The 26,636-nt window shown below is 63.7% G+C and carries 27 protein-coding genes and 1 tRNA gene; 15 read left to right on the top strand and 13 right to left on the bottom strand.

From position 1 onward, the window contains the following. Positions 1–31: 31 nt before the first annotated feature. Together FIU28_RS12120 and FIU28_RS12125 are read right to left on the bottom strand one after the other, a co-directional pair. Positions 32–1,021 (bottom strand): TerC family protein, encoded by a 990-nt coding sequence (locus FIU28_RS12120; protein WP_143573215.1) that lies wholly within the window; start codon positions 1,019–1,021, stop codon positions 32–34. Between the two features lie 159 nt (positions 1,022–1,180). Beyond that, positions 1,181–2,110, bottom strand: coding sequence for a hydrogen peroxide-inducible genes activator (locus FIU28_RS12125; protein WP_143573217.1), 930 nt, complete (start codon positions 2,108–2,110; stop codon positions 1,181–1,183). A 199-nt stretch (positions 2,111–2,309) separates the two neighbouring features. On the opposite strand from FIU28_RS12125, the gene FIU28_RS12130 reads away from it, so the two are divergent. Beyond that, on the top strand, positions 2,310–2,717 hold the full coding sequence (locus tag FIU28_RS12130) for a thiol-disulfide oxidoreductase DCC family protein (RefSeq protein ID WP_143573218.1): 408 nt from the start codon (positions 2,310–2,312) through the stop codon (positions 2,715–2,717). A gap of 7 nt (positions 2,718–2,724) precedes the next feature. Here the strand turns inward: FIU28_RS12130 and FIU28_RS12135 are convergent, their stop codons facing one another. Beyond that, positions 2,725–3,177 carry a DUF3429 domain-containing protein gene (locus FIU28_RS12135; protein WP_143573220.1) on the bottom strand — a complete coding sequence of 151 codons (453 nt, stop codon included), beginning with the start codon at positions 3,175–3,177 and terminating at the stop codon, positions 2,725–2,727. Between the two features lie 187 nt (positions 3,178–3,364). On the opposite strand from FIU28_RS12135, the gene FIU28_RS12140 reads away from it, so the two are divergent. The 3 genes from FIU28_RS12140 to FIU28_RS12150 all read left to right on the top strand — a co-directional run bounded on the left by FIU28_RS12140 (position 3,365) and on the right by FIU28_RS12150 (position 5,555). Next, complete coding sequence (locus FIU28_RS12140; protein ID WP_246660952.1) at positions 3,365–4,279, top strand: formate/nitrite transporter family protein; 915 nt, start codon at positions 3,365–3,367, stop codon at positions 4,277–4,279. A gap of 204 nt (positions 4,280–4,483) precedes the next feature. After that, complete coding sequence (locus FIU28_RS12145; RefSeq protein ID WP_143573222.1) at positions 4,484–4,663, top strand: hypothetical protein; 180 nt, start codon at positions 4,484–4,486, stop codon at positions 4,661–4,663. After that, a complete protein-coding gene (locus FIU28_RS12150) occupies positions 4,656–5,555 on the top strand; it encodes a LysR family transcriptional regulator (protein WP_143573223.1) in 900 nt (299 codons plus the stop codon). Before FIU28_RS12145 ends, FIU28_RS12150 begins: the two co-directional genes overlap by 8 nt. Before the next feature lie 22 nt (positions 5,556–5,577). Here the strand turns inward: FIU28_RS12150 and mog are convergent, their stop codons facing one another. From mog to FIU28_RS12180, 6 genes are all read right to left on the bottom strand, one after another. Continuing rightward, the gene (gene mog, locus FIU28_RS12155) at positions 5,578–6,099 is read right to left on the bottom strand and encodes a molybdopterin adenylyltransferase (RefSeq protein ID WP_143576158.1); all 522 of its coding nucleotides are present in this window, start codon (positions 6,097–6,099) and stop codon (positions 5,578–5,580) included. A 259-nt stretch (positions 6,100–6,358) separates the two neighbouring features. After that, entirely contained in the window at positions 6,359–6,484 is a 126-nt protein-coding gene (locus FIU28_RS26965; RefSeq protein ID WP_441351289.1) for a hypothetical protein, read from the bottom strand. A gap of 162 nt (positions 6,485–6,646) precedes the next feature. After that, positions 6,647–8,449 (bottom strand): NAD(P)/FAD-dependent oxidoreductase, encoded by a 1,803-nt coding sequence (locus tag FIU28_RS12165; RefSeq protein WP_143573224.1) that lies wholly within the window; start codon positions 8,447–8,449, stop codon positions 6,647–6,649. A gap of 213 nt (positions 8,450–8,662) precedes the next feature. Further along, positions 8,663–9,160, bottom strand: coding sequence for a peptide deformylase (locus tag FIU28_RS12170; RefSeq protein ID WP_143573226.1), 498 nt, complete (start codon positions 9,158–9,160; stop codon positions 8,663–8,665). A 58-nt stretch (positions 9,161–9,218) separates the two neighbouring features. Continuing rightward, positions 9,219–10,223 carry a Bug family tripartite tricarboxylate transporter substrate binding protein gene (locus tag FIU28_RS12175; RefSeq protein WP_143573228.1) on the bottom strand — a complete coding sequence of 335 codons (1,005 nt, stop codon included), beginning with the start codon at positions 10,221–10,223 and terminating at the stop codon, positions 9,219–9,221. A 182-nt stretch (positions 10,224–10,405) separates the two neighbouring features. Next, the gene (locus FIU28_RS12180) at positions 10,406–11,035 is read right to left on the bottom strand and encodes a TetR/AcrR family transcriptional regulator (protein WP_143573230.1); all 630 of its coding nucleotides are present in this window, start codon (positions 11,033–11,035) and stop codon (positions 10,406–10,408) included. 120 nt (positions 11,036–11,155) lie between these two features. On the opposite strand from FIU28_RS12180, the gene FIU28_RS12185 reads away from it, so the two are divergent. From FIU28_RS12185 to FIU28_RS12195, 3 genes are read left to right on the top strand one after another with little or no spacing between them, the layout of a single operon-like run. After that, entirely contained in the window at positions 11,156–12,205 is a 1,050-nt protein-coding gene (locus FIU28_RS12185) for an efflux RND transporter periplasmic adaptor subunit (RefSeq protein ID WP_246660953.1), read from the top strand. After that, positions 12,202–13,275 (top strand): efflux RND transporter periplasmic adaptor subunit, encoded by a 1,074-nt coding sequence (locus FIU28_RS12190; RefSeq protein WP_143573234.1) that lies wholly within the window; start codon positions 12,202–12,204, stop codon positions 13,273–13,275. The genes FIU28_RS12185 and FIU28_RS12190 overlap by 4 nt, the downstream gene beginning before the upstream one ends. Continuing rightward, positions 13,272–16,328 (top strand): efflux RND transporter permease subunit, encoded by a 3,057-nt coding sequence (locus tag FIU28_RS12195; RefSeq protein WP_143573236.1) that lies wholly within the window; start codon positions 13,272–13,274, stop codon positions 16,326–16,328. Before FIU28_RS12190 ends, FIU28_RS12195 begins: the two co-directional genes overlap by 4 nt. Positions 16,329–16,454: 126 nt before the next feature. Here FIU28_RS12195 and FIU28_RS12200 read toward each other — a convergent pair whose 3' ends face one another. Then, entirely contained in the window at positions 16,455–16,925 is a 471-nt protein-coding gene (locus FIU28_RS12200; RefSeq protein ID WP_168202934.1) for an outer membrane protein assembly factor BamE, read from the bottom strand. A 105-nt stretch (positions 16,926–17,030) separates the two neighbouring features. Here FIU28_RS12200 and FIU28_RS12205 point away from each other — a divergent pair, with 105 nt between their 5' ends. From FIU28_RS12205 to FIU28_RS12240, 8 genes are all read left to right on the top strand, one after another. Continuing rightward, positions 17,031–17,582, top strand: a complete 552-nt coding sequence (locus tag FIU28_RS12205; protein WP_143573240.1) for a ubiquinol-cytochrome C chaperone family protein — start codon at positions 17,031–17,033, stop codon at positions 17,580–17,582. Beyond that, positions 17,579–18,181, top strand: a complete 603-nt coding sequence (locus FIU28_RS12210) for a YceD family protein (protein WP_143573242.1) — start codon at positions 17,579–17,581, stop codon at positions 18,179–18,181. Before FIU28_RS12205 ends, FIU28_RS12210 begins: the two co-directional genes overlap by 4 nt. Positions 18,182–18,439: 258 nt before the next feature. Further along, positions 18,440–19,495 (top strand): phosphate acyltransferase PlsX, encoded by a 1,056-nt coding sequence (plsX, locus tag FIU28_RS12215; protein ID WP_143573243.1) that lies wholly within the window; start codon positions 18,440–18,442, stop codon positions 19,493–19,495. Continuing rightward, positions 19,492–20,469 (top strand): beta-ketoacyl-ACP synthase III, encoded by a 978-nt coding sequence (locus tag FIU28_RS12220; RefSeq protein WP_143573245.1) that lies wholly within the window; start codon positions 19,492–19,494, stop codon positions 20,467–20,469. Before plsX ends, FIU28_RS12220 begins: the two co-directional genes overlap by 4 nt. A 128-nt stretch (positions 20,470–20,597) precedes the next feature. After that, positions 20,598–20,933: an integration host factor subunit alpha gene (locus FIU28_RS12225; RefSeq protein ID WP_143576159.1), complete on the top strand. Its 336-nt coding sequence runs from the start codon at positions 20,598–20,600 to the stop codon at positions 20,931–20,933. Positions 20,934–20,988: 55 nt separating this feature from the next. Then, the gene (locus tag FIU28_RS12230; protein WP_143576160.1) at positions 20,989–21,693 is read left to right on the top strand and encodes a MerR family transcriptional regulator; all 705 of its coding nucleotides are present in this window, start codon (positions 20,989–20,991) and stop codon (positions 21,691–21,693) included. Between the two features lie 92 nt (positions 21,694–21,785). Further along, a tRNA-Pro gene (locus FIU28_RS12235) sits at positions 21,786–21,863 on the top strand. A gap of 428 nt (positions 21,864–22,291) precedes the next feature. Continuing rightward, complete coding sequence (locus FIU28_RS12240; protein WP_143573247.1) at positions 22,292–22,537, top strand: hypothetical protein; 246 nt, start codon at positions 22,292–22,294, stop codon at positions 22,535–22,537. Positions 22,538–22,593: 56 nt separating this feature from the next. Here FIU28_RS12240 and FIU28_RS12245 read toward each other — a convergent pair whose 3' ends face one another. The 3 genes from FIU28_RS12245 to FIU28_RS12255 form a co-directional block, all read right to left on the bottom strand. Further along, entirely contained in the window at positions 22,594–23,523 is a 930-nt protein-coding gene (locus FIU28_RS12245; protein ID WP_143573249.1) for a glycosyltransferase family 2 protein, read from the bottom strand. Next, complete coding sequence (locus FIU28_RS12250; RefSeq protein WP_143573251.1) at positions 23,520–24,785, bottom strand: O-antigen ligase family protein; 1,266 nt, start codon at positions 24,783–24,785, stop codon at positions 23,520–23,522. The genes FIU28_RS12245 and FIU28_RS12250 overlap by 4 nt, the downstream gene beginning before the upstream one ends. A gap of 284 nt (positions 24,786–25,069) precedes the next feature. Then, a complete protein-coding gene (locus FIU28_RS12255) occupies positions 25,070–26,605 on the bottom strand; it encodes an undecaprenyl-phosphate glucose phosphotransferase (RefSeq protein WP_168202936.1) in 1,536 nt (511 codons plus the stop codon). Positions 26,606–26,636: the final 31 nt, after the last annotated feature.

The raw sequence follows: 26,636 nt of genomic DNA on the forward strand, positions 1-26,636 counted from the left end.
GGTGCACGGGGCGATCGCCAGCCAATTCATATCAACCCGCGCCTTCCACGCCGGGGCGCTGCGCGCGCGTCTTCCACAGCGACCACCCCACGCCCGCCGCGAGGATGGCAAAGGTGATCGACAGCGATGCCGCGGGCGGAATCTTCATCAGACCAAACGCATCGGCAATGAAGATCTTCGATCCGATGAACACCAGCAGCACTGCGAGCGCATATTTCAGATAGTGGAAGCGGTGCACCATCGCTGCCAGCGCGAAGTAGAGCGCGCGCAGGCCGAGGATGGCGAAGATGTTCGAGGTGTAGACAATGAACGGATCGGTGGAAATCGCGAAGATCGCAGGCACGCTATCGACGGCGAAGACGACGTCGACGATTTCGACCATCGCCAGCGCCAGGAACAGCGGCGTTACAAACCAAGCCGGTTTGCCAGTTTTCCGGTGCGGCTGCCGCACGAAAAACCGGTTGCCATGCAGGTTTTCAGTCACCGGAAGGGTTTTCTTGATGAAGCGCAGAGCGCCGCTTGAGCCGACATCGTACTCCTTGTCGGCGGTCAGCCACATCTTGATGCCGGTCAGGATCAGGAAGGCCGCGAAGACGTAGAGCACCCAGCCGAAGTTCTCAACCAGCGCCGAGCCAAGCCCGATCATGATCGCGCGCAGAATGATGACGCCGAGAATGCCCCAGAACAGAACCCGGTGCTGATACTGGCGCGGGATTGCGAAGTAGCTAAAGATCATAGCGATCACGAACACGTTGTCCATCGCCAGGCTCTTCTCGATGACGAAGCCGGTGACATATTCGAGCCCGGCCTTTTCGCCGAGGTACCACCAGACCCAGCCGCCAAACACGAGGCCGAGGCTGATGTAGCCGGCGGACAGCGCGAGACTCTCGGTCACGCCGATTTCGCGCTGCTTCTTGTGCAACACGCCAAGATCCAGCGCCAGCAACGTGACCACGATGGCAAGGAAAGCAAGCCACAGCCATAAAGGCTTGCCGAGCCACATCAATTCCAGAAATTCCATTGGTCCGATCCGATCCAGACGCTCTTTCCACGAGCGGTTTCATCTCGATCCGACATCACGACTTGCCAGTCGTCAGAGGGGCCCGGTCCGCACGGTCAATCTAGTCGCCGGGTCGATAGGCGGCTAATCGGATTTTGCGTTAATCGTGATAGTCTCAGCCTATCGAGGCGCGGCGCCGACTCTTGGCGTGCCGAGCAAAGCGCGCGCCTCCGCATCGACGCGATTGGCAATGGCGCGGTAGGCGTCGCCATAGGCGGCACCCGATCGCCAGGCGGCTGCGATGCTGCGCGTGAAATTCCATCCCTTGGGGTCGAGCACTTTGACACCCGCCAGTCCGCCGACATCCGATCGCAGGTAAAGCTCCGGCAGGATCGCCAGTCCCACACCCGAGGCCGCCATCTGATGGATACTGTCGAGGCTGGTGCCTTCGTAGTCGCGCAACAGCACCATGCCGAGATCGGCGCAGACTTCAGCGACCTGTCGATGCAGATGATGACGTGGTTCGAGGCTGATAACCTTGGCACCTGACAGATCCGACAGGCGCAACTTGGCGCGTTGCGACAGCGCGTGGTCGGGAGCTGCCACGATGAACAGCCGTTCGCGGAACAAGGGCTGGATCTCGATATCGCCTCCCTCGATCGGCAGCGGTCCGAGCAGCATGTCCAGGCCACCCCGGGACAGCAAGAGCGCCTGCTCTTCGGGGATACCCTCCCTGATGTGCAGTCTCAGGTCGGGCTGCTCGCGGTGAAGCGCGGCAACGATCGGCGGCATGAGATATGGTCCCAGAGTGGGCGTCACACCAAACCGGAGGGTGCCGACGAGGTGGTCTCTGGAGCGCCGCGCGAGGTCGCGGATGTCCTGAACTTCGATGATCACCCGGCGTGCGCGCGCGGTGATCTCTCGCCCCACCGGGGTCAACTCGACCCCCGGATTGCGCCGGTCGATCAAGACGACGTCAAGTCGTTCTTCCAGCGCGCGAAGCTGCTGGCTGAGCGTTGGCTGCGAAACATGGCAGGCGTCCGCTGCCCGTCCGAAATGTTCGACGTCCGCGATGGCCACTAAATATTCCAACTGGCGAAGTGTCGGCATGTGAAAACTCCCTGACGCGATCGTGATACGCTATCGGCGTTGCTCAGATGTTGCGACACAGGCGATCCGCGGGCCGGCCGCCGGCAACATCGCCAACGCGGCGCTGGCCGAACCTTTCGGCCGATCTCAATGGCGCCGAGCACGGGATGCATGCTATCGTAACCTCGCCGGCCAAAGCCGACGGAAACGGGAATGCAATATGGGCGACGATCACAGTACCCCGGACCGCACACTGTCGCCCTCCACCGTCTATTTCGATGGTTCCTGCCCGCTGTGCCAGGCCGAGATCGGCTATTACCGCCGGCTCGACCAGGCTGGCGCGATCTGTTTCGTCGACGTGTCCGCGACCGGCGCCGTCACCCCCGACGGCGTCACGCAACAGGGCGCGATGGCCCGTTTCCATGTCCGTGCGGCGGACGGGCGCATCCTGTCGGGCGCAGCCGCTTTCGTCGAGGTGTGGACGCGGCTGCCCAAATGGCGCTGGGCGGCGCGCGTGGCGGCGTTGCCGGGCGTGCTCCCGGTGCTCGAGCTGGCCTATCGGGCGTTTCTGCCGGTGCGGCCCTATCTGTCCCGTCTTGCCGGACGGGTTTTGCCGCGCATGCCGTGAGCCGACGTTACAGCAGCGCCCCGACCAGCAGCGACGCCACCACCACGCAGCTGAGCGGAATCCGGAGCTTCGGATACCAGGGCGGTGCATCGCCCAGCCGCGTCGCCCGCAGATCGATCGCCAGCATGGCGGCCACGGCGATGGCCAGCAGCAACAGTCCGGTGTTTCCTGCGACGAGCAGGGCGACCCACGCGACCAGCGACGGCGTCACGCTGAGGATCATTCGGGCCGCACGTCTCGTTGTGTCCGGGCTGCCCGCGGGCGAAATGGCCAGGCCCCAATGGATGCCGCCCAAAAACGACAGGATCGTCGCGCCATAGGCGAGCAGCGCGTAGGCGACCCCGGGTCGGGTCGCTCCGTCGAGCAGGGGCATCGCCCCCGCCAGGGCGATGAACGGCACGGCTCCAAGCCCGCCCAGCCATGCCGCGCTGGAGGGGACCGCGGTTGTTTCAATTGGCAAGACGTCTTTTTCCTATCCGAATGCGCAAACCGCCAAGGCTTGCGTGGGGAGCTTCGCCCAGGCCGTCACGACGATCAAGCCGGTCCGGCTCACGCATTCTGGCATCTGTTGCCGGCATCGTGACCCAGCGCAACGTCCAACCCGCCAAACTGCGCTTCTGTACTCCGCGCAAAAGAAGGAGTGACCGGTGGCGGATAACAACGCAACTTCGCAAATGTTCGGCTCGGACGCCTATTCGCCTGCAGAAATTCAGGACAGGGTCGAGAAACTGGGCGTCAAGAAAGCGCGCAGCCCGTTCCTGCCCGAGTTCATGCTGTCGGTCGTGGCGGGGGGCTCGATTGGCCTTGGTGGCATGTTCTTCCTGATCGTGCTGGCCGATCCGAGGCTTGGCTTTGCCTTGCAGCGGTTGCTTGGCGGCACGGTGTTCACGTTGGGACTGGCGCTGGTGATGATCGGCGGCGCCGAACTGTTCACCGGCAACTGCCTGATCGTGATGGCCTGGTGCAACGGCCAGCTCCGGACCGCAGAGGTACTGCACAACTGGACATTGGTCTGGTGCGGAAATCTGGTGGGGGCGCTCGGCCTGGTGTTCCTGTTGTACGTGTCGCATTTCGTCGATCTCAATAAGGGCGAGGCGGGCGCGGCGGTGCTGAAGCTGGCCATCGGCAAGATGGCGCCCGATATGGTCACCATTTTCTTCAAGGGAATCCTCTGCAATCTGCTGGTCTGCCTCGGCGTTTGGCTGGCCTATGCCGGTCGTTCGGTGACCGACAAGATGATCGGCATGTGGCTGCCGGTGTCCTGCTTCGTCGCCGCGGGCTTCGAGCACTGCGTGGCCAACATGTTCTTCCTGCCGATGGCCTGGGTGCTGGTGCAGACCGGGCATGTGCCGGGCGGCGTCGATGTATCGACCGTCACGTTGCTCAACATCGCGCACAACATCCTTCCTGCAACGCTCGGTAACATTGTCGGCGGCGGCGGTTTTGTCGGCTTCGTCTATTGGGTGATCTACCGCAAGAGTCTCGGCGGCCTGACACCGCTGCCGCTGGCCGAGACCGAGGGCAAGTCCGCGCCGGGAAACACCGCGGCTGCCGGGAAATAGGGGCGCCTGGTCAGCGATCGTGGAAACGGACTTCGGCGCCGTAACATCTTGATTTGCGTAAAACCAAAATGGTCGCATCGGCGTATCACCGGCGGGCTCGGATCCAGAACGGGCGCCATGGCGATGTCCGATGCATGACAAGCATGGCGTCGGGCCGGGTAGATGCGCAGCCCGCTCATGCCTCGTCATCGGAGCCGATGTTGCATGACGTGGGGACGCGGTTGCCTGCAGATGCTCGCCGCGCCCGGCGGCGGCGAGGCGTATCTGAATGACCTCCCGATCGCGATCAAGGACGTTGCGCTTGCGCCCGAGCCGCCGGAATCAGGCGGGAATACCGGAAGTTCGGATGCACAGGTGTTTCTTCAGGTAACGCGCCATGTATGACAAGTTCGAGTATTTCCTGGCGCTTGAAAAGGAGAAGCATTTCGGCCGCGCGGCGCATGTTTGCGGCGTGTCGCAGCCGAACCTTTCGGCGGCGCTGAAACAGCTCGAGCTGCAATTCGGCGTCCTGCTGGTCGATCGCGGCGCGCGGTTCATGGGCTTCACGCCGGAGGGCTTGCGCATTCTCGACTGGGCACGCTGCATCGTCGGTGAGTTTCGCGCGATGAACGCCGAGATCGAGCTGATGAAGCAGGGCAATTCCGGTCATCTGCGGATCGCCGCGATTTCCACGGCTTTGCCGATCCTCTCGCTGCTGACGAATGCCTACTGGGTGCGCTATCCCGGCGTGCATGTTACGATCGCTACCTGTAGCTCGGCCGAACTGCTGTCGCGGCTCGAGAATATCGAAGCCGATGTCGGCGTCAGCTACCTCGACGAGGAGTCGGGCGGCCGCAACGCCGAACTGCCGCTCTATCACGAGCGCTACTGCCTGGTCTGTTCGCGCAGCCTGCCGTTCATGGACCAGGCGACGGTGACGTGGGACGAGGTGGCGACGCTGCCGCTGTGCCTGCCGTTGCAGGATACCAGGAATCGCCGCATCTACGATCGCATCTTCCAGGAGGTCGGCGTCGCCGTGCAGCCGGCGCTGGAATGCAACGATTCCACCGTGCGGCTTTCCCATCTGCGTGCCGGACGACTGGCCACCGTGATGCCGCGCATCATGGCGGGAGACTGGTCGATGCCGCCGGAGCTGGCCGCGGTGCCGATCGTGGCGCCCGACGCCAGCACGATGATCGGCCTGATCTATCCGAAACGCGATCCGATGCCGGCGCTTACTGCCGCTCTGGTCAACGAGGCGAGGCAACTGGTGCCGGTGCTGACGGCGATGTCATGAGAGCCGCGGCATTCCGGCCGCATCATTGCGGCCGGAATGCCTCGATCACCGCGGAATCCGTCTCGATGCGTCCTGCGCCGATCAGATCGAGACAAAACGGGATCGCGGCGAACACCGCATCGAGACAGACCGCCACCGAAGCGGGCTTGCCGGGCAGGTTGACGATCAGGCAGGCGCCGCGCAGGCCAGCGGTCTGGCGCGAGAGGATGGCGGTCGGGACATGCTTGAGGCTGGCCAGCCGCATCGCTTCGCCGAAGCCCGGCATCACGCGCTCTATCACCGCTTCGGTTGCTTCCGGCGTGCAATCGCGCGGCGACGGGCCGGTGCCGCCGGTGGTCAACAGCAGGTCGACCCTTTCGATGTCACACAGCGCGATCAACGCGTCGCGAACGCTGTCGATACCATCCGGGATGATACGGCTGACAGGCTCCCACGGCGTGACGATAGCGCGGCGCAGCCAGTCGACGACCGCGGGGCCGCCCAGATCCGCATACTCGCCGCGCGCGGCGCGATCGGAGACGGTCAAAATGCCGATGCGTACCACGGCTGGATTCCATATAGGTTGATCGTGTTCGCGGGACTGATAGCACGTCGCTCCGGCGAATTCGCCGGGGCGGTTGCATGTTTCGCCATGCAGCAAGCTGCCGTCGAACAGCAGGCTGTCACCGGCCTGTCCGTGCAGCACGACGGGATCTGATGGCCCAGGGGACGCCGGTTGCAGAGAGAGGCCAGGCGTTCCTGCGTCGCGCATTTGGCTGGCTGATTTCGTGACTGGCGGCCGTTTCGGCCATGAGAAGAATTCGTCAGCCCAGCAGATCGCGCAGCGTGCGCATGAAGACGCGCGCACCGACGCCGATCAATTCGTCCGGGAAATCATAGTCGGGATCATACAGGCCAGCGTGTCCGCCCCCTGCGCCCAGGAACAGCATTGCGGCTTTCGCGCGATGATTAAACCGCCCCGCGCCGTTCGCTGCTGATCACCTACGGCATTGCCACCCAAGAGGCGCGGTGGCGAGCCACCCGTGTGCTGCGCGCCGTGCGCATGGACCAGGATGCGATCTTCGGCGGCTGAACGGTTGGCATCCGGTCGCTCAGCCGCGATGATGCACCTCCTGCAGTCCGTAGACGTCGGTCGGGATGCCTGCCATCCTGGCCTTGAGCTGCAGCGACAGGAATTGCGAGTAGTGCCGCGACTGGTGCAGGTTGCCGCCGTGAAACCACAGGCCGGGCTGCTGGGTCGGCTTCCACATGTTACGCTGCTCTCCTTCCCACGGGCCGGGGTCTTTCGTCGTGTTGGAGCCGAGGCCCCAGACCTTGCCGACCTTGTCGGCGACTTCCTGCGAGATCAGGTCGGCGGCGAAACCGTTCATTGAACCGTAGCCGGTGGCGTAGACCACCAGATCGGCGGGCAGTTCGGTGTCGTCTGTCAGGATCACCGAATGCTCGGTCAACTTCTTCACATCGACGCCGCTCTTCAGCTTGATGCTGCCATCGGCGACAAGCTCGGAGGCGCCGACGTCGATGTAGTAGCCGGAGCCGCGGCGCAGATACTTCATGAACAGCCCGGACCCGTCATCGCCGAAGTCGAGCATGAAGCCGGCGGTCTCGAGGCGCTTGTAGAAATCCGCGTCGCGTTCGCGGATCGCATTGTAAACCGGGATCTGGAATTCGTGCAGGATCTTGTAGGGCAATGAGGCAAAGATCAAATCGGCCTTCGCCGTGGTCATGCCGGAGCGCACCGCCTGTTCGGAGTAAAGCGGCGCCAGCCCGATTTCCATCAGCGAGTCCGATTTTACAATGTGAGTGGACGAGCGCTGCACCATGGTGACGTCGGCGCCGGCTTCCCAAAGTGCTGCACAGATGTCGTGGGCGGAATTGTTCGAGCCGATGACGACGGCCTTCTTGCCCTTGTAAGCGTCCGGCCCAGGGTGCTGCGACGAATGGTGCTGGTCGCCCTTGAAGACATCCATGCCCTCGAATTTCGGGATGTTGGGTTTGGCCGACATCCCGGTCGCCAGAATCAGCTGCTTCGGCTTCAGCACGATCTCGCGGCCGTCGCGCTCGACAATCACGGTCCATTCGCCCGCCGCTTCGTCGTACGTCGCCTTCTTGCAGGTGGTAGAGCTCCAATAGTTCAGCTCCATCACTTTGGTGTACATCTCCAGCCAGTCGCCGATCTTGTCCTTCGGCGAGAACACCGGCCAGTTCGGCGGGAATGGCAGATAGGGCAGGTGGTCGTACCAGACCGGATCGTGCAGGCAGAGCGACTTGTAGCGCTTGCGCCAGCTGTCGCCGGGGCGTTCGTTCTTCTCGATCACGATGGTCGGCACCTTGAGCTGGCGCAGCCGGGCTGCGAGCGCGATGCCGCCCTGGCCGCCGCCGATGATCAGGCAATAGGGCTGCCGCGAAATGCCGAGCTCGGCGGTCTCCTGCTCGCGCTCTTCCTTCCAGGTCTTGCGATCGCGGTCGACGCCGTGCTTGGCGCCCATCGGCCGGTCGAAGCCGACGGGCTCTTCATAGCCCTTGAGTTCGACCATGGTGGTCAGCAGCGTCCAGATCCGGCCTTCCTTCAGGCGGAGATGGCCGAAGCCGCGGGCGACCGCGGTCTCGAACTGGATCCAGCTCTCGATGATCCCGTCGGCCTCGGTTGCTGCCTCGCCATCGGCAATCTTCCATCCCGACGGTTTCGTGCCGGCAAGCCGCGCCTGCAGCATCGCGCGGACCTGATCCTTGCCCTCCATGGTCTTGATATTCCATGTGAAGCTGACGAGATCGCGCCAGTAGCAGTCGGTCTGGAACAGGTCGAGCGCGCGGTCGATGTCGCCGGCGGTCAGAGCGCTGTCCAGCGTCGCCAGCAGTTTGGAGACTTTTCCGTTCGGGGCCTTGTCGAGCATAATGATGTCCTCCCATGTGCCGATGGCGCCTTGTGGCGCGCTTGTCTGCGCTTCGCTGCATTGCAGCGAAGAAGCCGGCGACAGGTGAGTTCACCCCGCGCCGGGTCATTCCAGGAACAGCCAAGCGTAACACTTCACGCCGCAGAGGCGAGGCGGAAACGAGGAGGGCCGCAAAAAATTCGAAGGCGAAAAGGCGACGCGTGCCGCGGCCCATCAGCCCCGCAACTGCTTCTCGAATTTCTTAATCAGCCGGTCGCGCTTGAGGCGCGACAGCCGCTGCATCCAGAACATGCCGTCGAGTTGGTCGATCTCGTGCTGGTGGCACACCGCGCGCAGGCCGTCGGATTCTTCGGTTTGTGATGCCCCGTCAAGGTCCTGATAGCGAATCCGCACGCGGGCGTGACGTTGGATGTCACCGTTGACGCCGGGCATCGAGACGCTGCCCTCCTGATGCGTGATCATCTCCGGCGAGGTCCAGACGATTTCCGGATTGATGTAGCTGCGCGCGCCGGTGACCGCGTCGAGGTCGAGCACCACCACGCGCAGCGATACGCCGACATGCGGCGCGGTGATGCCGATGCCGGGCGCGGCATGCAGGGTGTCGAGAAGATCATTCGCCAGCTCGCGCAGTGCGCCGTCGAACGAGACGACGGACTGCGCGCGCAGCGACAGGCGGGCATCGGGGTAGCGCACGATCGGGCGGATGGTCATGAAGGCGGTCTACCGCTTCGACCGCCGCGGCGCTAGCGGCCGCGGCGATAGCGTCGGTTCACTTAACCTCCATCTGCAGACCTTCCTTGTCGATGATGGTCTTGAATTTGGCAGTCTCGGCCTCGACGAAGGTCGAGAACTGCGCCGGTGTGCCGTAGTCGGACACGGCACCCATTGCCGCGATGGTTTTCTGGGTGTCGGCGCGGGCCAGCAGCACCTTGATCTCGCTGTTCAGCGAGTCGACGGCGGCCGAGGGTGTGCTCTTCGGATAGAACACGCCGAACCAGGAGGCGACGTCGAACTTGGCCAACTCGGGCGCCGTCTCGCGCATCGCCGGCACGTTCGGCGCCAGCGCGCTGCGCTCCGGCGTGGTGACGGCGAGGCCGGTGAGCTTGCCGTCGAGCACCTGCGGCAATGACGGGTAGAGGTTGTCGAACAGGATCTGGATGTCGCCGGCCAGCGCCGCCTGCAGCGCAGGTCCTGCGCCGCGGAACGGGACGTGCTGCATCTTCAGCCCGGTGAGCTGCAGCCACCACGCGCCGGTCAGATGCGGGCTCTGGCCGACGCCGGAGGAGCCGTAGTTCAGCTTGTCCGGATTGGCCTTGATATAGGCGATCAGCTCCGGGATGGTCTTGATCGGCACCGACGGGTGCGCGCAGACGATGTTCGGGATCCGGATCATGTTGCTGACCGGCTGCAACTGCTCGGCCTTGTAGCTGAGGTTTCTGAAGATGCTGTAGGCGATGGCGTTGGGGCCGGGATTGCCGACCAGGATGGTATGGCCGTCGCCCTTGAGGCGGGCCACTTCGGCGGTACCGATGGTGCCGCCGCCGCCGGAGCGGTTTTCCACGACCACGGATTGCCCCCAGACGGGTTGCAGGTGCGCGGCCAGCAGGCGGCCCATCACGTCGGTCGAACCGCCGGCGGCCGCGGGGACGATGACGCGGACGGTTTCGGTGGGGCGCCATTCACCGGCGCCGAGGGAGCTGCGTGGCAGGATCGCGGCGGTTGACAGACCGGCAGCAGCGGACAGCACGCCGCGGCGCGTGATCAAGCGGGTCATCGGTTTCTTCCCTGAACTTTGTCGTTATGACTTTTTGGTCTTGGTGCAAACCGTAGAGCGGCACGGCGAGATCGGCAAGACGCCCGTTGACGCGGGTAAAGCCACGTCACCGTGACGTCGCGGCACCATCCGGGACTGCCGCGAAGGCCACGCCATCCCCGCACGCCGCTTCCGCCATTGACCTACTTGGAGGCGGATAGTCCGTGCATGAACAGATCGATGCTCGCTGTGGTGAAAGCCGCGACATCGAGTTGCTTGCGGCTTCCGAACAACAGCGCCCACAGGCTCAACAGCAAGGCCGGACTCATGACGATCTCGGTGAAGGACGTCGCCGGCGCCGCCCGAAATTCGCCGGCGGCAATGCCGGCCTGGATGATCTTCTGAAACTGGTCGATCGTCGGCTTGACGAATTCGTCGTAGTGCCGTTCGACGAGATCTGGAAACCTGGTCCCCTCCGCGATCAGGAAGCGAAGCGTCTCGCGCGATTCCCGGCTCTCGGCAATCCGTCCAAACACGAAGACCATTAGGTCATGCAGCCGGCGCGTGTAGGATCCCTGCAGTTTCGCGGCGTAGCTTTCAAAGTCAGGAAAGAAACCGAGAGAGGTGTGGCGGACCATCTCCTCGAAAACCCGCTCCTTGGTCTCGAAGTAAAAGTAGATCGTTCCCTTGGTGACGCCAGCGCGCGTGGCGACATCTTCCAGCCGCGTCGAGCCGTAGCCATTCTTGACGAACTCCTCGAAGGCCGCATCCAGAATCTCGGAGGGGCGTTCGGCCTTGCGCCGCGCTCGCGTTTTCTTGATTTTAGCAGGCATCTCAATACTCATTTCAAACTTGTTATATTATTGACTTTCGAGTTAGTCAATTATATGGATTTCAGACGAATTGTTGGAGCAGGTCGTCGCATGGTGCCGCGAGTCGTTTGGAACTGTCTTATGATGCCGCTCGCATTGTTCCTGGCAGCTTGCGAACCTGCCCGCACGCCAGCTCGTTCCCCTGCGATGGTGAAAAGCGAAGTCGTCCGGCCCCAGCCACGGCAGACGGTGATCCGGCTGACCGGGGACGTCCAGGCCCGCGTCAGCACCGAACTGTCGTTCCGCGTCAGCGGACGGGTCACCGAGCGACTGGTGGATGTCGGTGCCCACGTCAACGCCGGCGATGTTCTGGCGCGGGTAGATCCTACCGAGCAAAAAGCCGATCTCGAAGGAGCGAAGGCCGCGGTCACGGCGGCCGAAGCGCAGCTGCGGGTCGCGACGGCGACGTTTCAACGGCAGAAGACCCTGATGGCAAGTGGCTTCACCACGCGGGTCTCGTTCGATCAGGCGCAACAGGGGCTGCGGACCGCCGAGGGAACGCTTGAGGCCGCCAAGGCGCAGTTGGGGACCTCGACCGACGCGCTGACCTATACCGATCTGCGCGCCAGCGCGTCCGGAATCATTACGGCCCGCAATGTCGAAGTCGGGCAGGTCGCTCAATCCGCCCAGTCTGCCTACACGCTGGCCGAAGACGGCGCGCGCGACGCCGTATTCGATGTCTATGAGTCGATCTTCCTGCGCCCCGTGGACGGCGACACCATCACGGTGAATTTGCTGTCAGATCCTTCCGTCACGGCGCTCGCCCGCATTCGCGAGGTGTCGCCCACGGTCGATCCGAAGAATTCGACCGTCCGGGTCAAGATGTCGATTCAGAACCCGCCGCCAGCCATGACGCTGAACAGTCCGCTGAGCGGCGAGGGGCGAACCGTGCCCGCCGACAAGATCGTGGTGCCATGGAGCGCGCTCACGTCCGACGTGAACGGTCCTGCGGTCTGGGTCATCGATCCCAAGAGCCACGCCGTATCACTGCGAAGCATCGTGATTGAAACCTACGAGACCAACGCGTTCGTCGTCAGCGACGGCCTTGCGGCGGGCGAACGGGTGGTCATCGACGGCGGCAAACTGCTGCGGCCGGCGCAAATCATTACATATGAAGGGGCTCAGGCATGACGGCGGCTCGACTGATCGGCGTGATCGCTCTTTGCGGCGCAATGGCCGGCTGCCAGGAAAAGCCCGCTGCGCCGGAGGCGATCCGGCCCGTGCTCTCCATGGTTGTCGAGCCGCTCGAAGCTGCGACGGTATCGGTCGTCGGCACGGTTCAACCCCAATTCAAGACCGACTACGGCTTTCGCATGCTGGGGCGGCTGATCTCCCGACCGGTCAATGTCGGCGATACGGTCGCGGCCGGTCAGATGCTCGCCTCGGTCGATGCATTTGCAGCGGAGTTTGCCGTGCGCTCGTCGCTGGCGGACCTGACGACGGCGCAGGGGAAGTTGGTCAATGCGGCTGCTACGGCCCAACGTCAGCGCACCCTGATCGAGACCGACGCCACCACCAAGGCTACGCTCGACAGCGCCGATGAAAGCAATGCAGCCGCCGAGGCTTCCGTGATACGCGCGCAGTCGGCTGTGACGAAAGCCCGCGAACAACTCAGCTACACCAAACTGAACGCCGAATATGGCGGCGTCGTCACCGCGGTGAGCGTCCAGGTCGGGCAGATTGTCAATCCCGGCCAGACCGTCGTGACCGTGGCCAGGCCCGACATCCGCGAGGCGGTCATCGATGTTTCCGACGATGTGGCGGGCGCGCTGCTGATCGGCATGCCGCTGACGGTCGCGTTGCAATTGAACCCGCAAATCCGCGTTTCCGGCAAGGTGCGCGAAATCGCCCCGCAGGCCGATCAGGTTACCCGCGCACGCCGGATCCGCATCACGCTGGAGGCGCCGCCCGAAACGTTCAGGCTGGGCTCGACCATCACCACGCTGATCCCGGAGAAGAGGACGCGCGGCTTCCGGCTGCCGGCAACCGCGATACTGACCAGGGACGGCAAATCAAGCGTCTGGCTGGTCGATCCGGCCACCAAGTCGGTCCATCTGCGTGACGTGCAGATCATCACGAACAATGACGGCTCGGTGGCCGTCACCAGCGGCATCGATGCCGGTGCGCGCGTCGTGACCGCTGGCGTTCATCATCTCAAGGAAGGCCAGAAAATCCGTCTGGAACAGGAAGCCTCGGCGTGAAAAATTTCAATCTTTCCGACTGGGCTTTGCATCATCGCTCGCTGGTCTGGTACTTCATGATCGCGTTCATGGTGGCCGGGTTCTTCAGCTATTTGAACCTCGGGCGCGAGGAAGATCCGGCCTTCACCATCAAGACCATGGTGATCCAGGCCAGTTGGCCCGGCGCCTCGGCCGAGGACACCACGCGCCAGGTCACCGACCGCATCGAGAAGAAGCTCGAGGAACTCGAGTCGCTCGAATACACCAAGAGCATCACGACGGCGGGCCAGACCACCGTTTTTGTCAATCTGCTGGCCACGACCAAGGCGCGCGACGTCAACCCGACATGGGTCCGCGTCCGGAACATGATCAACGACATCAAGGGGCAGTTTCCCGACGGCGTCGTCGGACCGGTCTTCAACGACCGCTTCGGCGACGTCTATGGCAACATCTATGCCTTCACCAGCGATGGCCTGACACAGCGCCAGTTGCGGGACCGAGTCGAGGAGGTTCGCGCCAAGGTGCTGCAGGTGCCGAACGTCGGACGCGTCGATATCGTCGGCGCCCAGGACGAAGTCATCTTTCTGGAATTCTCGACCCGCAAGATTGCGGCGCTCGGTCTCGATCAGCGCTCGATCCTCACGTCGCTTCAGGCGCAGAATGCGGTCACGCCGTCGGGCGTGCTGCAGGCCGGTCCGGAGCGGATCAGTGTCCGGGTCAGCGGGCAGTTCACCTCGGAAGAAAGCCTGAAGGCGATCAATCTGCGGGTCAACGACCGGTTCTTTCCGCTGACCGATGTCGCCACCGTGCGCCGCGGCTATACCGACCCGCCGACCTCGCTGTTCCGCTACAAGGGCGAGCCGGCGATCGGGCTGACGATCGGCATGAAGGCCGGTGCCAATCTGCTCGAGTTCGGCGAAGCCCTCAAAAAGGAAATGGCGAGAATCACCGGCGATCTCCCGGTCGGAGCCGAGGTGCATCTGGTTTCAGACCAGCCCCAGATCGTCGACGAGGCGGTCTCCGGCTTTACCCGCGCCTTGTTCGAGGCGATCGTGATCGTGCTGGCGATCAGCTTCATCAGTCTGGGCATGCGCGCCGGGCTTGTCGTCGCCATCTCGATCCCGCTGGTCCTCGCGATCACCTTTCTGGTTATGTCGTATACGGGCATCTCGCTGCAGCGGATTTCGTTGGGGGCGCTGATCATCGCGCTTGGTCTGCTGGTGGACGACGCCATGATCGCCGTGGAAATGATGGTGGCGCGTCTGGAGGTCGGCGATACGCTCGCCAAGGCCGCGACCTACGTCTACACGTCCACCGCCTTTCCGATGCTGACCGGCACGCTGGTGACCGTGGCCAGCTTCATTCCGATCGGCCTCAATGATAGCGCCGCCGGCGAATTCACGTTCACGCTGTTCGTCGTGATCGCGGTATCCCTCGTGACGTCGTGGATCGTCGCCGTGCTTTTCACGCCGTTGCTCGGCGTGACCATCCTGCCGGCCACCATGAAAAGCCACCACGAAAACAAGGGCCGGTTTGCAACCTGGTTCAGCCGGGCGCTGGCGCTGTGCATGCGTCGGCGATGGCTTACCATTGCGGTGACGATAGCGGCGTTCGCTCTGTCGGTGTTCAGCATGCGTTACGTTCAGAACCAGTTCTTTCCGTCGTCCGACCGCAACGAGCTGGTCGTCGACTGGAACCTGCCGCAAAACAGTTCGATCGCAGAGACCAACGAGCAGATGGCCCGGTTCGAGCGGGAAGCGCTGAAGGAAAGTAGCGGTATCGATCACTGGTCAACCTACGTCGGACAGGGGGCACCACGTTTCCTGCTGTCTTTCGACGTGCAGCCGGCCGACACGTCGTTCGGCCAGATGGTGATCGTGACGAAGAGCCTCGCGGACCGAAACCGCTTGAGGGGCGAATTGCAGGCCTATCTGACGAAGACCTTTCCCGGCACCGACGCGTTCGTGAAGCTGCTCGATATCGGGCCGCCGGTCGGACGACCCGTGCAGTATCGCATGAGCGGTCCGGACATAGCCCGGGTCCGGGCCTACTCCCAGCAACTCGCCGGCATCATCTCGGGCAACCAGCACCTCGACAACGTCGTGTTCGACTGGATGGAGCCGGCGCGCGTCGTCAAGGTCGATGTGTTGCAGGACAAGGCACGCCAGCTCGGCGTTACCTCCGAGGATATCGCGACCACCCTGAACGGCATTGTCAATGGAACGTCGATCACCCAGGTGCGCGACGACATCTATCTGGTGAAGGTGCTGGGCCGCGCCAACGCAACGGAACGCGGTTCGATCGAAACACTGCGCAATCTGCAGCTGTCCGGCAACAGCGGCCAGTCCATCCCGCTCGCGGCAGTGGCGACGTTCCGCTATGAACTCGAGCAACCGACGATCTGGCGCCGATCACGGCTTCCGACCATCACCTTGAAGGCCGGCATTCGCGACGACACGCAGCCCGCTACCGTGGTGACCCACCTCAAGGCGCCGATCTCTGAATTCTCCGCGAAACTCCCGGCCGGCTATTACGTCGCGGTGGGCGGTGCGGTCGAGGAGAGCGGCAAGTCGCAGGCGCCGATTCTGGCTGTGATCCCGATGATGCTGTTCACGATGGCGACCATCCTGATGATGCAGTTGCAGAGCTTCCACCGCTTGTTCCTGGTGTTCGCGGTGGCGCCGCTCGCTCTGATCGGCGTCGTCGCCGCCCTGTTACCAAGCCGCGCGCCGCTGGGCTTCGTGGCCATCCTCGGCGTGCTGGCGCTGATCGGCATCCTGATCCGCAACTCGGTCATTCTGATCGTGCAGATCGAGCATCTCAGGGAAGAGGGCAAACCGCCCTGGGAAGCCGTCGTCGAAGCAACGGAGCATCGCATGCGGCCCATTCTGCTGACGGCAGCCGCCGCAAGCCTCGCGCTGATTCCGATCTCACGCGAGATCTTCTGGGGCCCGATGGCCTACGCCATGATGGGAGGCATCATCGTCGGAACGGTGCTGACGCTGCTGTTTCTGCCGGCGCTGTACGTCGCCTGGTTTCGCATCAAGGCGCCGGACCAGAGCAAGCCCGCATGAATGGCGCGGCCGTTGAGATCAGCATGAACCGGGAATCACGGCTTGTGTCGGCCGGGACGATCGCAAGACCCCCGCGGGGATCTCGCTATCGTCAGCCATGTGGTCCGGGGAGATCCCCGGACGGGGCTAGCGGAAGCTGATCAGCTTGAACAATGGGGTCAGGTAGCTCATTTCCTGGCCGGAGGTCGGCGTGGTGCGGCTGATGAAGTCGAAGATCTTGCCGTCCTGCAGACCGTAATTGGCAAGCCTTTCGACGCGGCGGTTCTTGTCGAAATAGATAGCAATCACGCGCTGGTCGGTGACTGTCTGCCGCATGAAGGCGACCGGGCGCTCGGCGCGCTGTGAGATGTAATAAAAAACCTCGCCGCTCAGGGTTGCGACGGTGGAAGGCGTCCCCATCACGATCAGCACCTGGTCCTGGCTGGCGCCGATCGGTATCTGCTCCAGCGCGCCGATCGGCAGGATGTAGCCCTTCTGAAACTGCTCGGCGCAGGCGCCCAGCGACAGGCAGACGACGGCGGCGGTCAGCGCGCCGAGCAGGCGGCGAAAACCGCGCTTCGGCTGCGCTTGCGCGCCGGTGTGGCTCGAAATTGTCATCGTGGAGCGGACCCCGTCCTCTTGCATCGGTCGAGGCGTTGACGTACCGGGCAGAGCTTCCGAATGCAACATGCGCGCCCGGAGGGCCCGCCTGAGGAACTCAAGATGGTCTGGCCGTTCAATCTCTTCAGGAAGACCCCGACGCCGTTGCGCGGCACCATTGAGTCCATCTATGGCATGATCGTGGCGCAAGCGCGAGAACCTCTGTTTTATCGGGAGCTTGGCGTCCGCGACAGCGTCGATGGCCGTTTCGATATGTTGCTGCTGCATCTGTGGCTGGCGCTGCGCGAACTGAAGCTGAAAGGCGCGCCGAGAGAGTTCTCGCAGGCGCTGGTGGAGCGTTTCTGCACCGATATGGACGACAATCTGCGTGAGCTCGGTACCGCCGACCTGCGCGTGCCGAAGAAAATGCAGGAATTCGGCCGCGCGCTTTACGGTCGCGCCGCCGCCTATGATATGGCTTGGGACGCAGGTCCCGAGCCCTTGGCGCAGGCGCTGTCGAAGAATATCTACAATGGCGTCGATCCCGAGCACGCCCGGCGGCTGGTTTCCTACGTCGAGGCGGCGGTCCGCGACCTGGGCCAGTTGGACGAGACGACCCTGACATCCGGCGCGTGGCGATTCCCGCAGCCCGCAGCAACATTGGTAAAGACATGAGCAGACCCGACCGACCGACGGATACGTCGAATCCCTGGAGCGTGCCGATTGCCGTGATGCAGATCCCGGAAACCGGGGTGGCGCGCGACATCGAGGCCAATCCGGGCGAGCGGGAGGCCATGGCGGCCCTCGGTGGCCTGCTGGGCGTGGGCTCGGCGAAGGCATCGCTGCTGCTGACCCCGATCAAGGGCGGGCATGTCCATGTGACCGGCCGGGTCTGGGGCCGGGTCGGGCAGACCTGCGTGGTGACGCTGGACCCGATGGAAAGCGATTTCGACGAGGAAATCGATCTCGTTTTCGCGCCGCCGTCGCAGATCCGCGAACTGGCCGATTCGGTCGACGAGGACATCGAGAGCGACGAGGAGACCCCGGATCCGCCGGAGCCGATCGAGAACGGCTTCATCGACATCGGCCGGCTCGCCACCGATGCGCTGTACCTCGGGCTCAATCCCTATCCGCGCAAGGCGGACGCCGTATTCGTGGCGCCGGTCGAACAGGTCGACCCCAAGGAACATCCGTTCGCGGCGCTAAAGGTCCTGAAGGAAGGCCCGGATGCCAAGAAGCCGAAGGGCTGGACCGGCGGATCGCGCGGCGACTGAGCAAAATCGGGCAGCACATCTGGCCGGTTTCTGGTTGTTAACGCCGGATGCCCCCGAGTGGGCCGATCGGGAGCGATTCCGGCCCAAGCCGCCTTACGCAGCAAAAGCATGCGGTCAAGATGTTGTATCGGCACGGGGAAACGCTATTGTCCCGCTCCGTACAGATAATTGATACCTTCGCCGCTCGCCAGCTCTCGCGGTGGGCATCCGTCGCGGCCCGCTTCTCAGGGCTGCCAGAGACAGGCTTCCGGGACGTTCATGCCGAAAAAGGTTCGCATCGCGCTTGACGCCATGGGTGGCGACATTGGCGCATCGGTGGTCATCCCCGGCGCCGCCATTTCCCTCACCCGCCATCCCGACAGCGAATTCCTGCTGTTCGGCGACAGCGTGTTGATCGAGGCGGAGCTTTCGAAGCATCCGGCGCTGAAGAAGGTGTCGAAGGTGTTTCACACCACCGTTGCCGTCAGCATGAACGACAAGCCGAGCCAGGCGCTGCGCCGCGGCCGCAAGGTCTCGTCGATGTGGCAGGCGATCGACGCCGTGAAGAAGGACGAGGCCGATGTCGCGGTATCCGCCGGCAACACCGGCGCCCTGATGGCGATGTCGCGATTCTGCCTGCGCATGCTGGAGGGGATCGACCGGCCGGCGCTGGCGGCGATCTGGCCGACCGCACGCGGCGATTCGGTGGTTCTCGATCTCGGCGCCACGATCGGCGGCGACGCGCACCATCTGAAGGCGCTGGCGGTGATGGGCTCTGCGATGGCCAGCGCGCTGTTCGATCTGGAGCGCCCGACCGTCGGCCTGCTCAATATCGGCGTCGAGGAGATGAAGGGCGGCGAGGAAATCCGCGAGGCGGCGGAACTGCTGCGCGCCGCGAACCTGCCGCAACTCGACTTCATCGGCTTTGTCGAAGGCGACGGCATCGGCAAGGGCGCCGCCGACGTCATCGTCACCGAAGGTTTCAGCGGCAATATCGCGCTGAAGGCCGCCGAGGGCACCGCGCGGCAGATCGCCGAATATCTGCGTTCCGCGATGGGCCGCACCTGGCGCTCGCGGATCGGCTACCTGTTTGCGCGAAATGCCTTCCAGGCGCTACGCGAAAAGATGGACCCGAACAAGTCCAACGGTGCGGTGTTCCTCGGACTGAAAGGGATCGTCGTGAAGAGCCACGGCGGCACCAATTCCGACGGCTTTGCCTACGCGATCGATGTTGGCTATGACATGGTCAGCTACGATCTGCTCACCAAGATCAATCTGATGCTCAACCGCGACGCCGGCGCTTCCCTTGCGCCCGCGCAGGAGGCTGTCTCGTGACTTCGATACGTTCGGTCGTGCTCGGCTGCGGCTCTTATCTGCCGGAGCGGATCCTGACCAATGCCGAACTGGCCGCCAAGGTCGATACCTCCGACGAATGGATCGTGCAGCGCACCGGCATTAGCCAGCGCCACATCGCCGCGGAAGGCGAGTTCACCTCGCATCTGGCGATCAAGGCCGCACAGGCCGCGATCGCGCATGCCGGCATCGATGCGCAATCGATCGACCTGATCGTGCTGGCGACGTCGACGCCGGACAACACCTTCCCCGCCACCGCGGTCTCGGTGCAGCACGCGCTCGGCATCAACCATGGCGCCGCGTTCGACCTGCAGGCGGTGTGCTCGGGCTTCGTCTTCGCGCTCGCCACGGCGGACAATTTCCTCAAGGCCGGCGCCTTCAAACGCGCGCTGGTGATCGGCGCCGAGACGTTCTCCCGCATTCTCGACTGGACCGACCGCGGCACCTGCGTTTTGTTTGGCGACGGCGCCGGCGCGATCATTCTGGACGCGCAGCCGCAGCCCGGCGACGCCACCGACCGCGGCGTGCTGACCACGCATCTGCGCTCCGACGGCCGCCACAAGTCAAAGCTCTATGTCGATGGCGGGCCGTCCTCGACCCAGACCGTCGGCTATCTGCGCATGGAAGGCCGCGAAGTCTTCAAGCACGCGGTCGGCATGATCACCGACGTGATCGTCGATGCGTTCAAGGCCACCGGCGCGACCGCCGAGAGCATTGACTGGTTCGTGCCGCACCAGGCCAACAAGCGCATCATCGACGCCTCCGCGCACAAGCTGCATATCGCGCCGCAAAAAGTGGTTCTGACGGTCGATCTGCACGGCAATACCTCCGCGGCCTCGATCCCGCTGGCATTGTCGGTCGCGGTGGCCGACGGCCGCATCAAGAAGGGTGACCTGGTGTTGCTGGAAGCGATGGGCGGCGGCTTCACCTGGGGCTCGGCGCTGATCCGCTGGTAGGCTGATTACAAATTATCTCGCATTGTCATGAACTTCGATGCCGCGGCATCGATGAGCGCTGTTGACCATTGGTCGTTAACCTCATAATTTCTGACAACAATTTTGTTCGCCGAGAGTTGGGGCAGGCGATGACGGGCACGGGAAAAACAGTCACACGCGTCGATCTGTGCGAGGCGGTCTACCAAAAGGTGGGCCTCTCGCGCACGGAATCGTCTGCGTTCGTGGAACTGGTTCTGAAGGAAATTACCGATTGCCTGGAGAAGGGCGAGACGGTGAAGCTGTCGTCGTTCGGTTCCTTCATGGTGCGCAAGAAGGGCCAGCGCATCGGCCGCAATCCCAAGACCGGCACCGAGGTACCGATTTCGCCGCGGCGGGTGATGGTGTTCAAGCCGTCGGCGATTCTCAAGCAGCGCATCAATGGCGACGCTTCGGCCGGTAACGGCAAGGAAGCACACGACGAGTGAGTTTGCAGCCCGCTGTCTCGCGGAGCGCTGACCGATGAAATTGGGGATCCAGCATTTGGACAAAGCGCCGGATGCATTCCGAACCATCAGCGAGGTCGCCGACGACCTCGACATTCCCCAGCATGTGCTGAGGTTCTGGGAAACCCGGTTCACCCAGATCAAGCCGATGAAGCGCTCCGGCGGCCGGCGCTACTACCGCCCCGACGACGTCGACCTGCTGCGCGGCATACGCCGCCTGTTGTACGGCGAGGGCTACACCATCCGTGGCGTGCAGCGCATCCTGAAGGAAAACGGCATCAAGGCGGTGCAGGGACTGGTCGATGGCAACGCCGCGCCGGCGTTCGCCCCGCCGCGTCCCGACGCGAAGCGGGCGCCGGTTGATGACGAGCCCGATGACGAGTCAGTGGAGGCCGAGGCCGAGATCGACGAGCAGGAGGACGAGGAGGAGGCGGTCCCGGTGGTCGCCCGCCGCGAACCCGAACTTGCAGTCCGCCGCGAGCCCATGATGCAGGTCCGGCGCGAGCCCGGCGTCGTGCCACGGCGTGAACCCGATCTTTCGCCCCGTCGCGAGCCCGACATAGCCGCGCCGCTGCCGCGCTTCGAGGGGCCGCGCCCGCAAGCACCACCCGAGCCGCGTCCTGCACCGGCGCCGGCCATCGACCGTGCCGCTCGGCAGCGCGACCGCGCGCGCCTCCGCGCCGCGCTGGAGGACCTGCTGGCGTGCCGGCAGGCGCTCGATGCGGCGATGAAGGACGGCTGAGGTCGCGAAGATCGCCGGTGGCGATCGCAGGCGTAATCGTCGCCAAGCTTCTTGCGCCCGGCCCGGATCAAAGCTACAGGATGCGGCATCGTCGGAGCGTGGCGCAGCCCGGTTAGCGCACTAGTCTGGGAGACTAGGGGTCGGAGGTTCAAATCCTCTCGCTCCGACCAATTCATCCCACCATCCCCAAACTGACTTCCATTTGGTCATTGTCGGTTCAGTGTAGCGCGCGACTCGCCACGCCGTGCTTCCGTTCGCGTCTATCGACGACCCGTTTATCGTGATGCCAAGCGGCCAGCCTGGCGGCGTGCTGTTCTCCGCCTGGGATTATGCCAGGGCTCGCAGCATGATTCTCACCGGATGATCGCAAGCCGAGATCACCGAACGATAAAACTCTCTCAAACAACAAAATGGCCCGAAGCGTGAGCCCCGGACCATTTGCGCGGGCGTACATCCGGCCCACGCTTGATCTTTCAACTATGAGCTCGCGTGGTTAACCGGGCGTTAACAGCCATGTAAAAGTTTCGCGACATATTTGATCGGAACCATCGGAGGTTGGCCGACTTGTTCCGCGACACTTCACAAGGGAAAGATTTTCATGATAAAGAAATTCGCGTTGCTGGTCGCTGCTGCGATTTTGCTGTATGTCGCCACGCCGGCGGCTCCCGCGGCGGCGCAGGGCATCAGCGTTCAGCTCGGTGGCGGCGGTGGCTATGGTCATCGGGATCGTGGTTATCGCGATCGGGGCTATCGTGGACGCGACTACCGTCGTGGCCCGCCGCCGCGCCATTGGGATCGCGGCTATCATCGCGGTCAGCGCGGTCGCACGATTATCGTCCGATAAACTTCTGATTGCGACGTATTCAGCCCCGCGCGAGGGGGGCTGTTTTCGTTTGCGGGTCAACGCGCCAGCCAGGGCTCGGCGAGATAGCGCAGCAGCTTCGCCTCGCGCCGGCCGCGCGAAACGGTATCCAGCACAAGTCCGGCGAATACCGACATGACCGCCACCAGCATGATGCCGAGCGACAGCACGGCGGTCGGCAGCCGCGGCACCACGCCTTCCTCGAAGTAGGTGATCATAATCGGGATCGACAGCGCGATCGAGATCGACGCCAGCATGATGGCCATCACGCCGAAGAAGCGCAGCGGCTTCTCCGAGCGGTACAGTTTCAGGATGGTGCCGAGAATCCGGAAACCGTCACCCCAGGTATTGAGCTTGCTGAACGAGCCTTCCGGACGGGCGAAATACGGCGTCCTGAGTTCGGCCACGGGCATCGCCAGTTCGAGCGCGTGCACGCTGAGTTCGGTCTCGATCTCGAAGCCGTCGGACAGGACCGGAAACGACTTGATGAAGCGCCGCGAGAACACCCGGTAGCCCGACAGGACATCCTCGAAACCGCGGCCGAACACGTCGCCGAGGAAGCTGGTGAGCAGCCAGTTGCCGGTGCGGTGGCCGGTGCGGTAGGCGGCGCTGGCCTGGTCGACGCGGTGTGCGACCACCATGTCGAGGTGGTCGGCAATCAGGAGTTCGATCATCGGCGATGCAGAGGCCGCGTCATAGGTCGCGTCGCCATCGACCAGCAGGTAGATGTCGGCCTCGACGTCGGCGAACATCCGGCGGACGACGTGGCCCTTGCCCTGGTGCCGCTCAGAGCGCACCTGCGCGCCAGCCGCGCGCGCGACCTCGATGGTGCGGTCCGACGAATTGTTGTCGTAGACATAGATTTCCGCCATCGGCAGCGCGGCGCGGAAGCCGGCCACGACCTGGGCGATCGCGGCCTCTTCATTGTAGCAGGGGATCAGGACCGCAATGCGGATCGGTGACGTCATGCGGCAGGTGTTCCGTTGGCTTCATCGATTCCGGGGACGGGTTCGGCCATATATTGCTGGGCGGCGACGAACATGCCCCACATCGCGCCGAGCATGAGCCAGAAGTGGCGCCAGTGGTCGGTGTCGATGATGAAGGCTTCGAATACGGTGCCGAGAAACGCCGCGAAAACCGCGAGATAGGCCCGCTGCCATGGCACCGGAACGAACACGTAGCGAAAGCCGAGCAGCACGGTGGTGAACATCAGCGCGGGATAGCAAATGCCCGAAATCCAGCCACCCGACATGAAGGCATTGAGATAGGAGTTGTGCGTATCCTCGGGGAAGAATTTGGTGAATTGCAGCGGGCCGATCCCGAACGGCAGATCGAGCGCCATCTGTGCGCCCAGAACGTGGCGGCCGAAGCGGCCGAAGCGGCCTTCGTCGTAGGACTGGTCGAGCGAGGCGCGCTGCTTGAACATGTCGGCGATGAAATCGAACTGCAGCAGGATCACGATCACCACGACGACGGCGATCAGCGCGGCGATCGCCATGACGATGATGCGCGAGCGCTGCTGGTGCGACGGGCTGGTCAGCACCATCAGGAACAGCATGAAGGCCGCGGTGATGGCCAGCAGGCCCCAGGCGGCGCGGGAGAACGCCAGCAGCACCGCCAGCGTCAGGATGCCGAGCACCACCGTACTGCGCAGCGCGCGGCCGAAGCGGTCGCTCACCACGCTCTGCAGCGCGAACAGGGCCGGCAGCACCAGATAGGCGCCGAGCACGTTGGGGTCCTTGAAGGTGCCGGAGACGCGGCCGTACAGCGTGAACATCGAGCCGCCCGGGATCAGGTGCAGATAGCCGGCGATGCCGGCGAGCGACGCCAGCAGCGCGCCGGCAATCAGTCCGCGGCGCAGCAGGTCGAGTCTTGCCGCGGTGTCTTCGGAGATTACGAGCGCCACGAAGACCGCCGACACCGCCATGTACCAGGACGTCAGGATCCAGTTGATGATCGGCGTTCGGTCGAGCAGGTAGGCCGCGCAGATCGTATAGCCGATGTTGATCAGGAACAGCAGGGCCAGCAGCGGCACGAACGCCAGCCGCATGCGCAGACCGCCGGCGAAGAACACCACCATCGCGGTGATGGTGGCAATCTCGTAGGGGCTGGGCTCGATGAAGACGATGGCGCCGCCGAACCCCATCAGCCACAGCAGCGCACGCTGCAGTGTCACCACGGCGGGCGCGGTCGTTGCAGTATAGTTTTGATCGGTGGCGAGCAGGGTCATGGCGAGTGAAGTATACGCCGGCAATGTTGACGAGTGGTGTAGCGGGGGAGGGGGATGCTGGGATCCCGTTGATCGTCTTCAGGCTCTGTACTTTCCGCCTGTCGTCCCCGGGAAAGCGGGGACCCATACACGCTGTCGTCGTGTTGCGCACAGGTGTTCGCGGCTGGCAGGTCGCTTCCTCATCACGGACAGAGGCTATGGGTCCCCGCTTTCCCGGGGACGACTCGGGTAGAGAGCAGCGTCGATCTAAGGCAGGCGTGCCTGCCGCGTAGGATTATATCGACCTAATACGCGTTCTCGTTTTTCGTCATCAGCGAGACCGGCGTTTTCAGCAGGATGTAGGCGTCGAACAGCACCGACCAGTTCTCGATATAATACAGGTCGAATTCGACGCGCTTCTGGATCTTCTGTTCGTTGTCGATCTCGCCGCGCCAGCCGTTGATCTGGGCCCAGCCGGTGATGCCGGGCTTGACGCGGTGGCGGGCGAAGTAGCCGTCGACCGCTTCGTCGAACAGCTGGGTCTGCACGCGGCCCTGCAAGGCGTGCGGGCGCGGGCCGACCAGCGACAGGTTGCCCTTGAACACCACATTGAACAATTGCGGCAATTCGTCGAGGCTGGACTTGCGGATGAAGCGGCCGACGCGGGTGACGCGCGTGTCGCCCTTGGTAACGACGGTCTTGGCCATCGGGTCAGCCTGGTCGTGATACAGCGAGCGGAACTTGAACACGTCGATGCGCTCGTTGTTGAAGCCGAAACGTTTCTGCCGGAACAGCACGGGGCCCGGGCTGTCGAGCTTGATCGCCAGCGCCACCAGCCCCATCACGGGCAGCAGCACCAGCAGTGCGAACGCGCCGACAACGCGGTCGAAGGTCCACTTCATCACCAGGTCCCAGTCGGTGATCGGCGCCTCGAACACGTCGAGCGTCGGCACCTTGCCGAGATAAGAGTAGGATCGCGGACGGAAGCGCAGCTTGTTGGTGTGCGCGGAGAGCCGGATATCGACCGGCAGCACCCACAGTTTCTTCAGCATTTCCAGAATGCGCGTCTCGGCCGAGATAGGCAGCGCGAACAACACCAGATCGACGCGTGTGCGGCGGGCGAATTCGATGATGTCATCGACGCGGCCGAGTTTCGGCGTGCCGGCCACGGTGTCGAGCGAACGCTTGTCGGCGCGGTCGTCGAACACGCCGAGGATATGCAGATCCGAATCATCCTGCGCCAGCAATTCGCGGATCAGATGCTCGCCGCTGCTGTCGGCGCCGACGATGATGGTGCGGCGATCGAGCCGGCCCTGCCGCGCCCAGCGCCGGATCAGGCCGCGCAACAGCGAGCGTTGCGCGACAAGGGCCACCAGGCCGACGACGAAAAAAGCCGACAGCCAGACTCGTGAAACCGAGCCGCCGATCTTGGCAAAGAAGGAAACACCGATGGCCAGCAGAAACACGAACGACCAGGTCGATATCATGCGGGTCATTTGTCGCAACTGGCCACGAAAGATCTGTACCTCGTAGAGGTCGGCGGCCTGGAAGCAGATCACGGCTGCTGCCGCCATCGCCACGATCGCCGCCGGGTATTCCCAGCCGAACCCGTCCATGCGGGCGACATAGGCCAGATACAGCGCCACGCCGACGAAGCTGAGCATCACGAAATCGGCGAGCCGCACCAGCCCGGCAATCACCACGGGCGAATAGGCGGCGCGGACCTTCTGGCTGACGACGTCGAGGGCGGCGGGTGACAGACGGCGGCGACGTTCGACGGCCGGTCGGCCGGCGAGGGTTGCGGCTTCATCGAGCATGGAGCGTGCGTTGATCGGTTCCACGACTGCAATCCGTTTGAGCTGGGCCCGGCGC

The organism is Tardiphaga sp. vice154 (assembly GCF_007018645.1).
Lineage (GTDB): Bacteria > Pseudomonadota > Alphaproteobacteria > Rhizobiales > Xanthobacteraceae > Tardiphaga.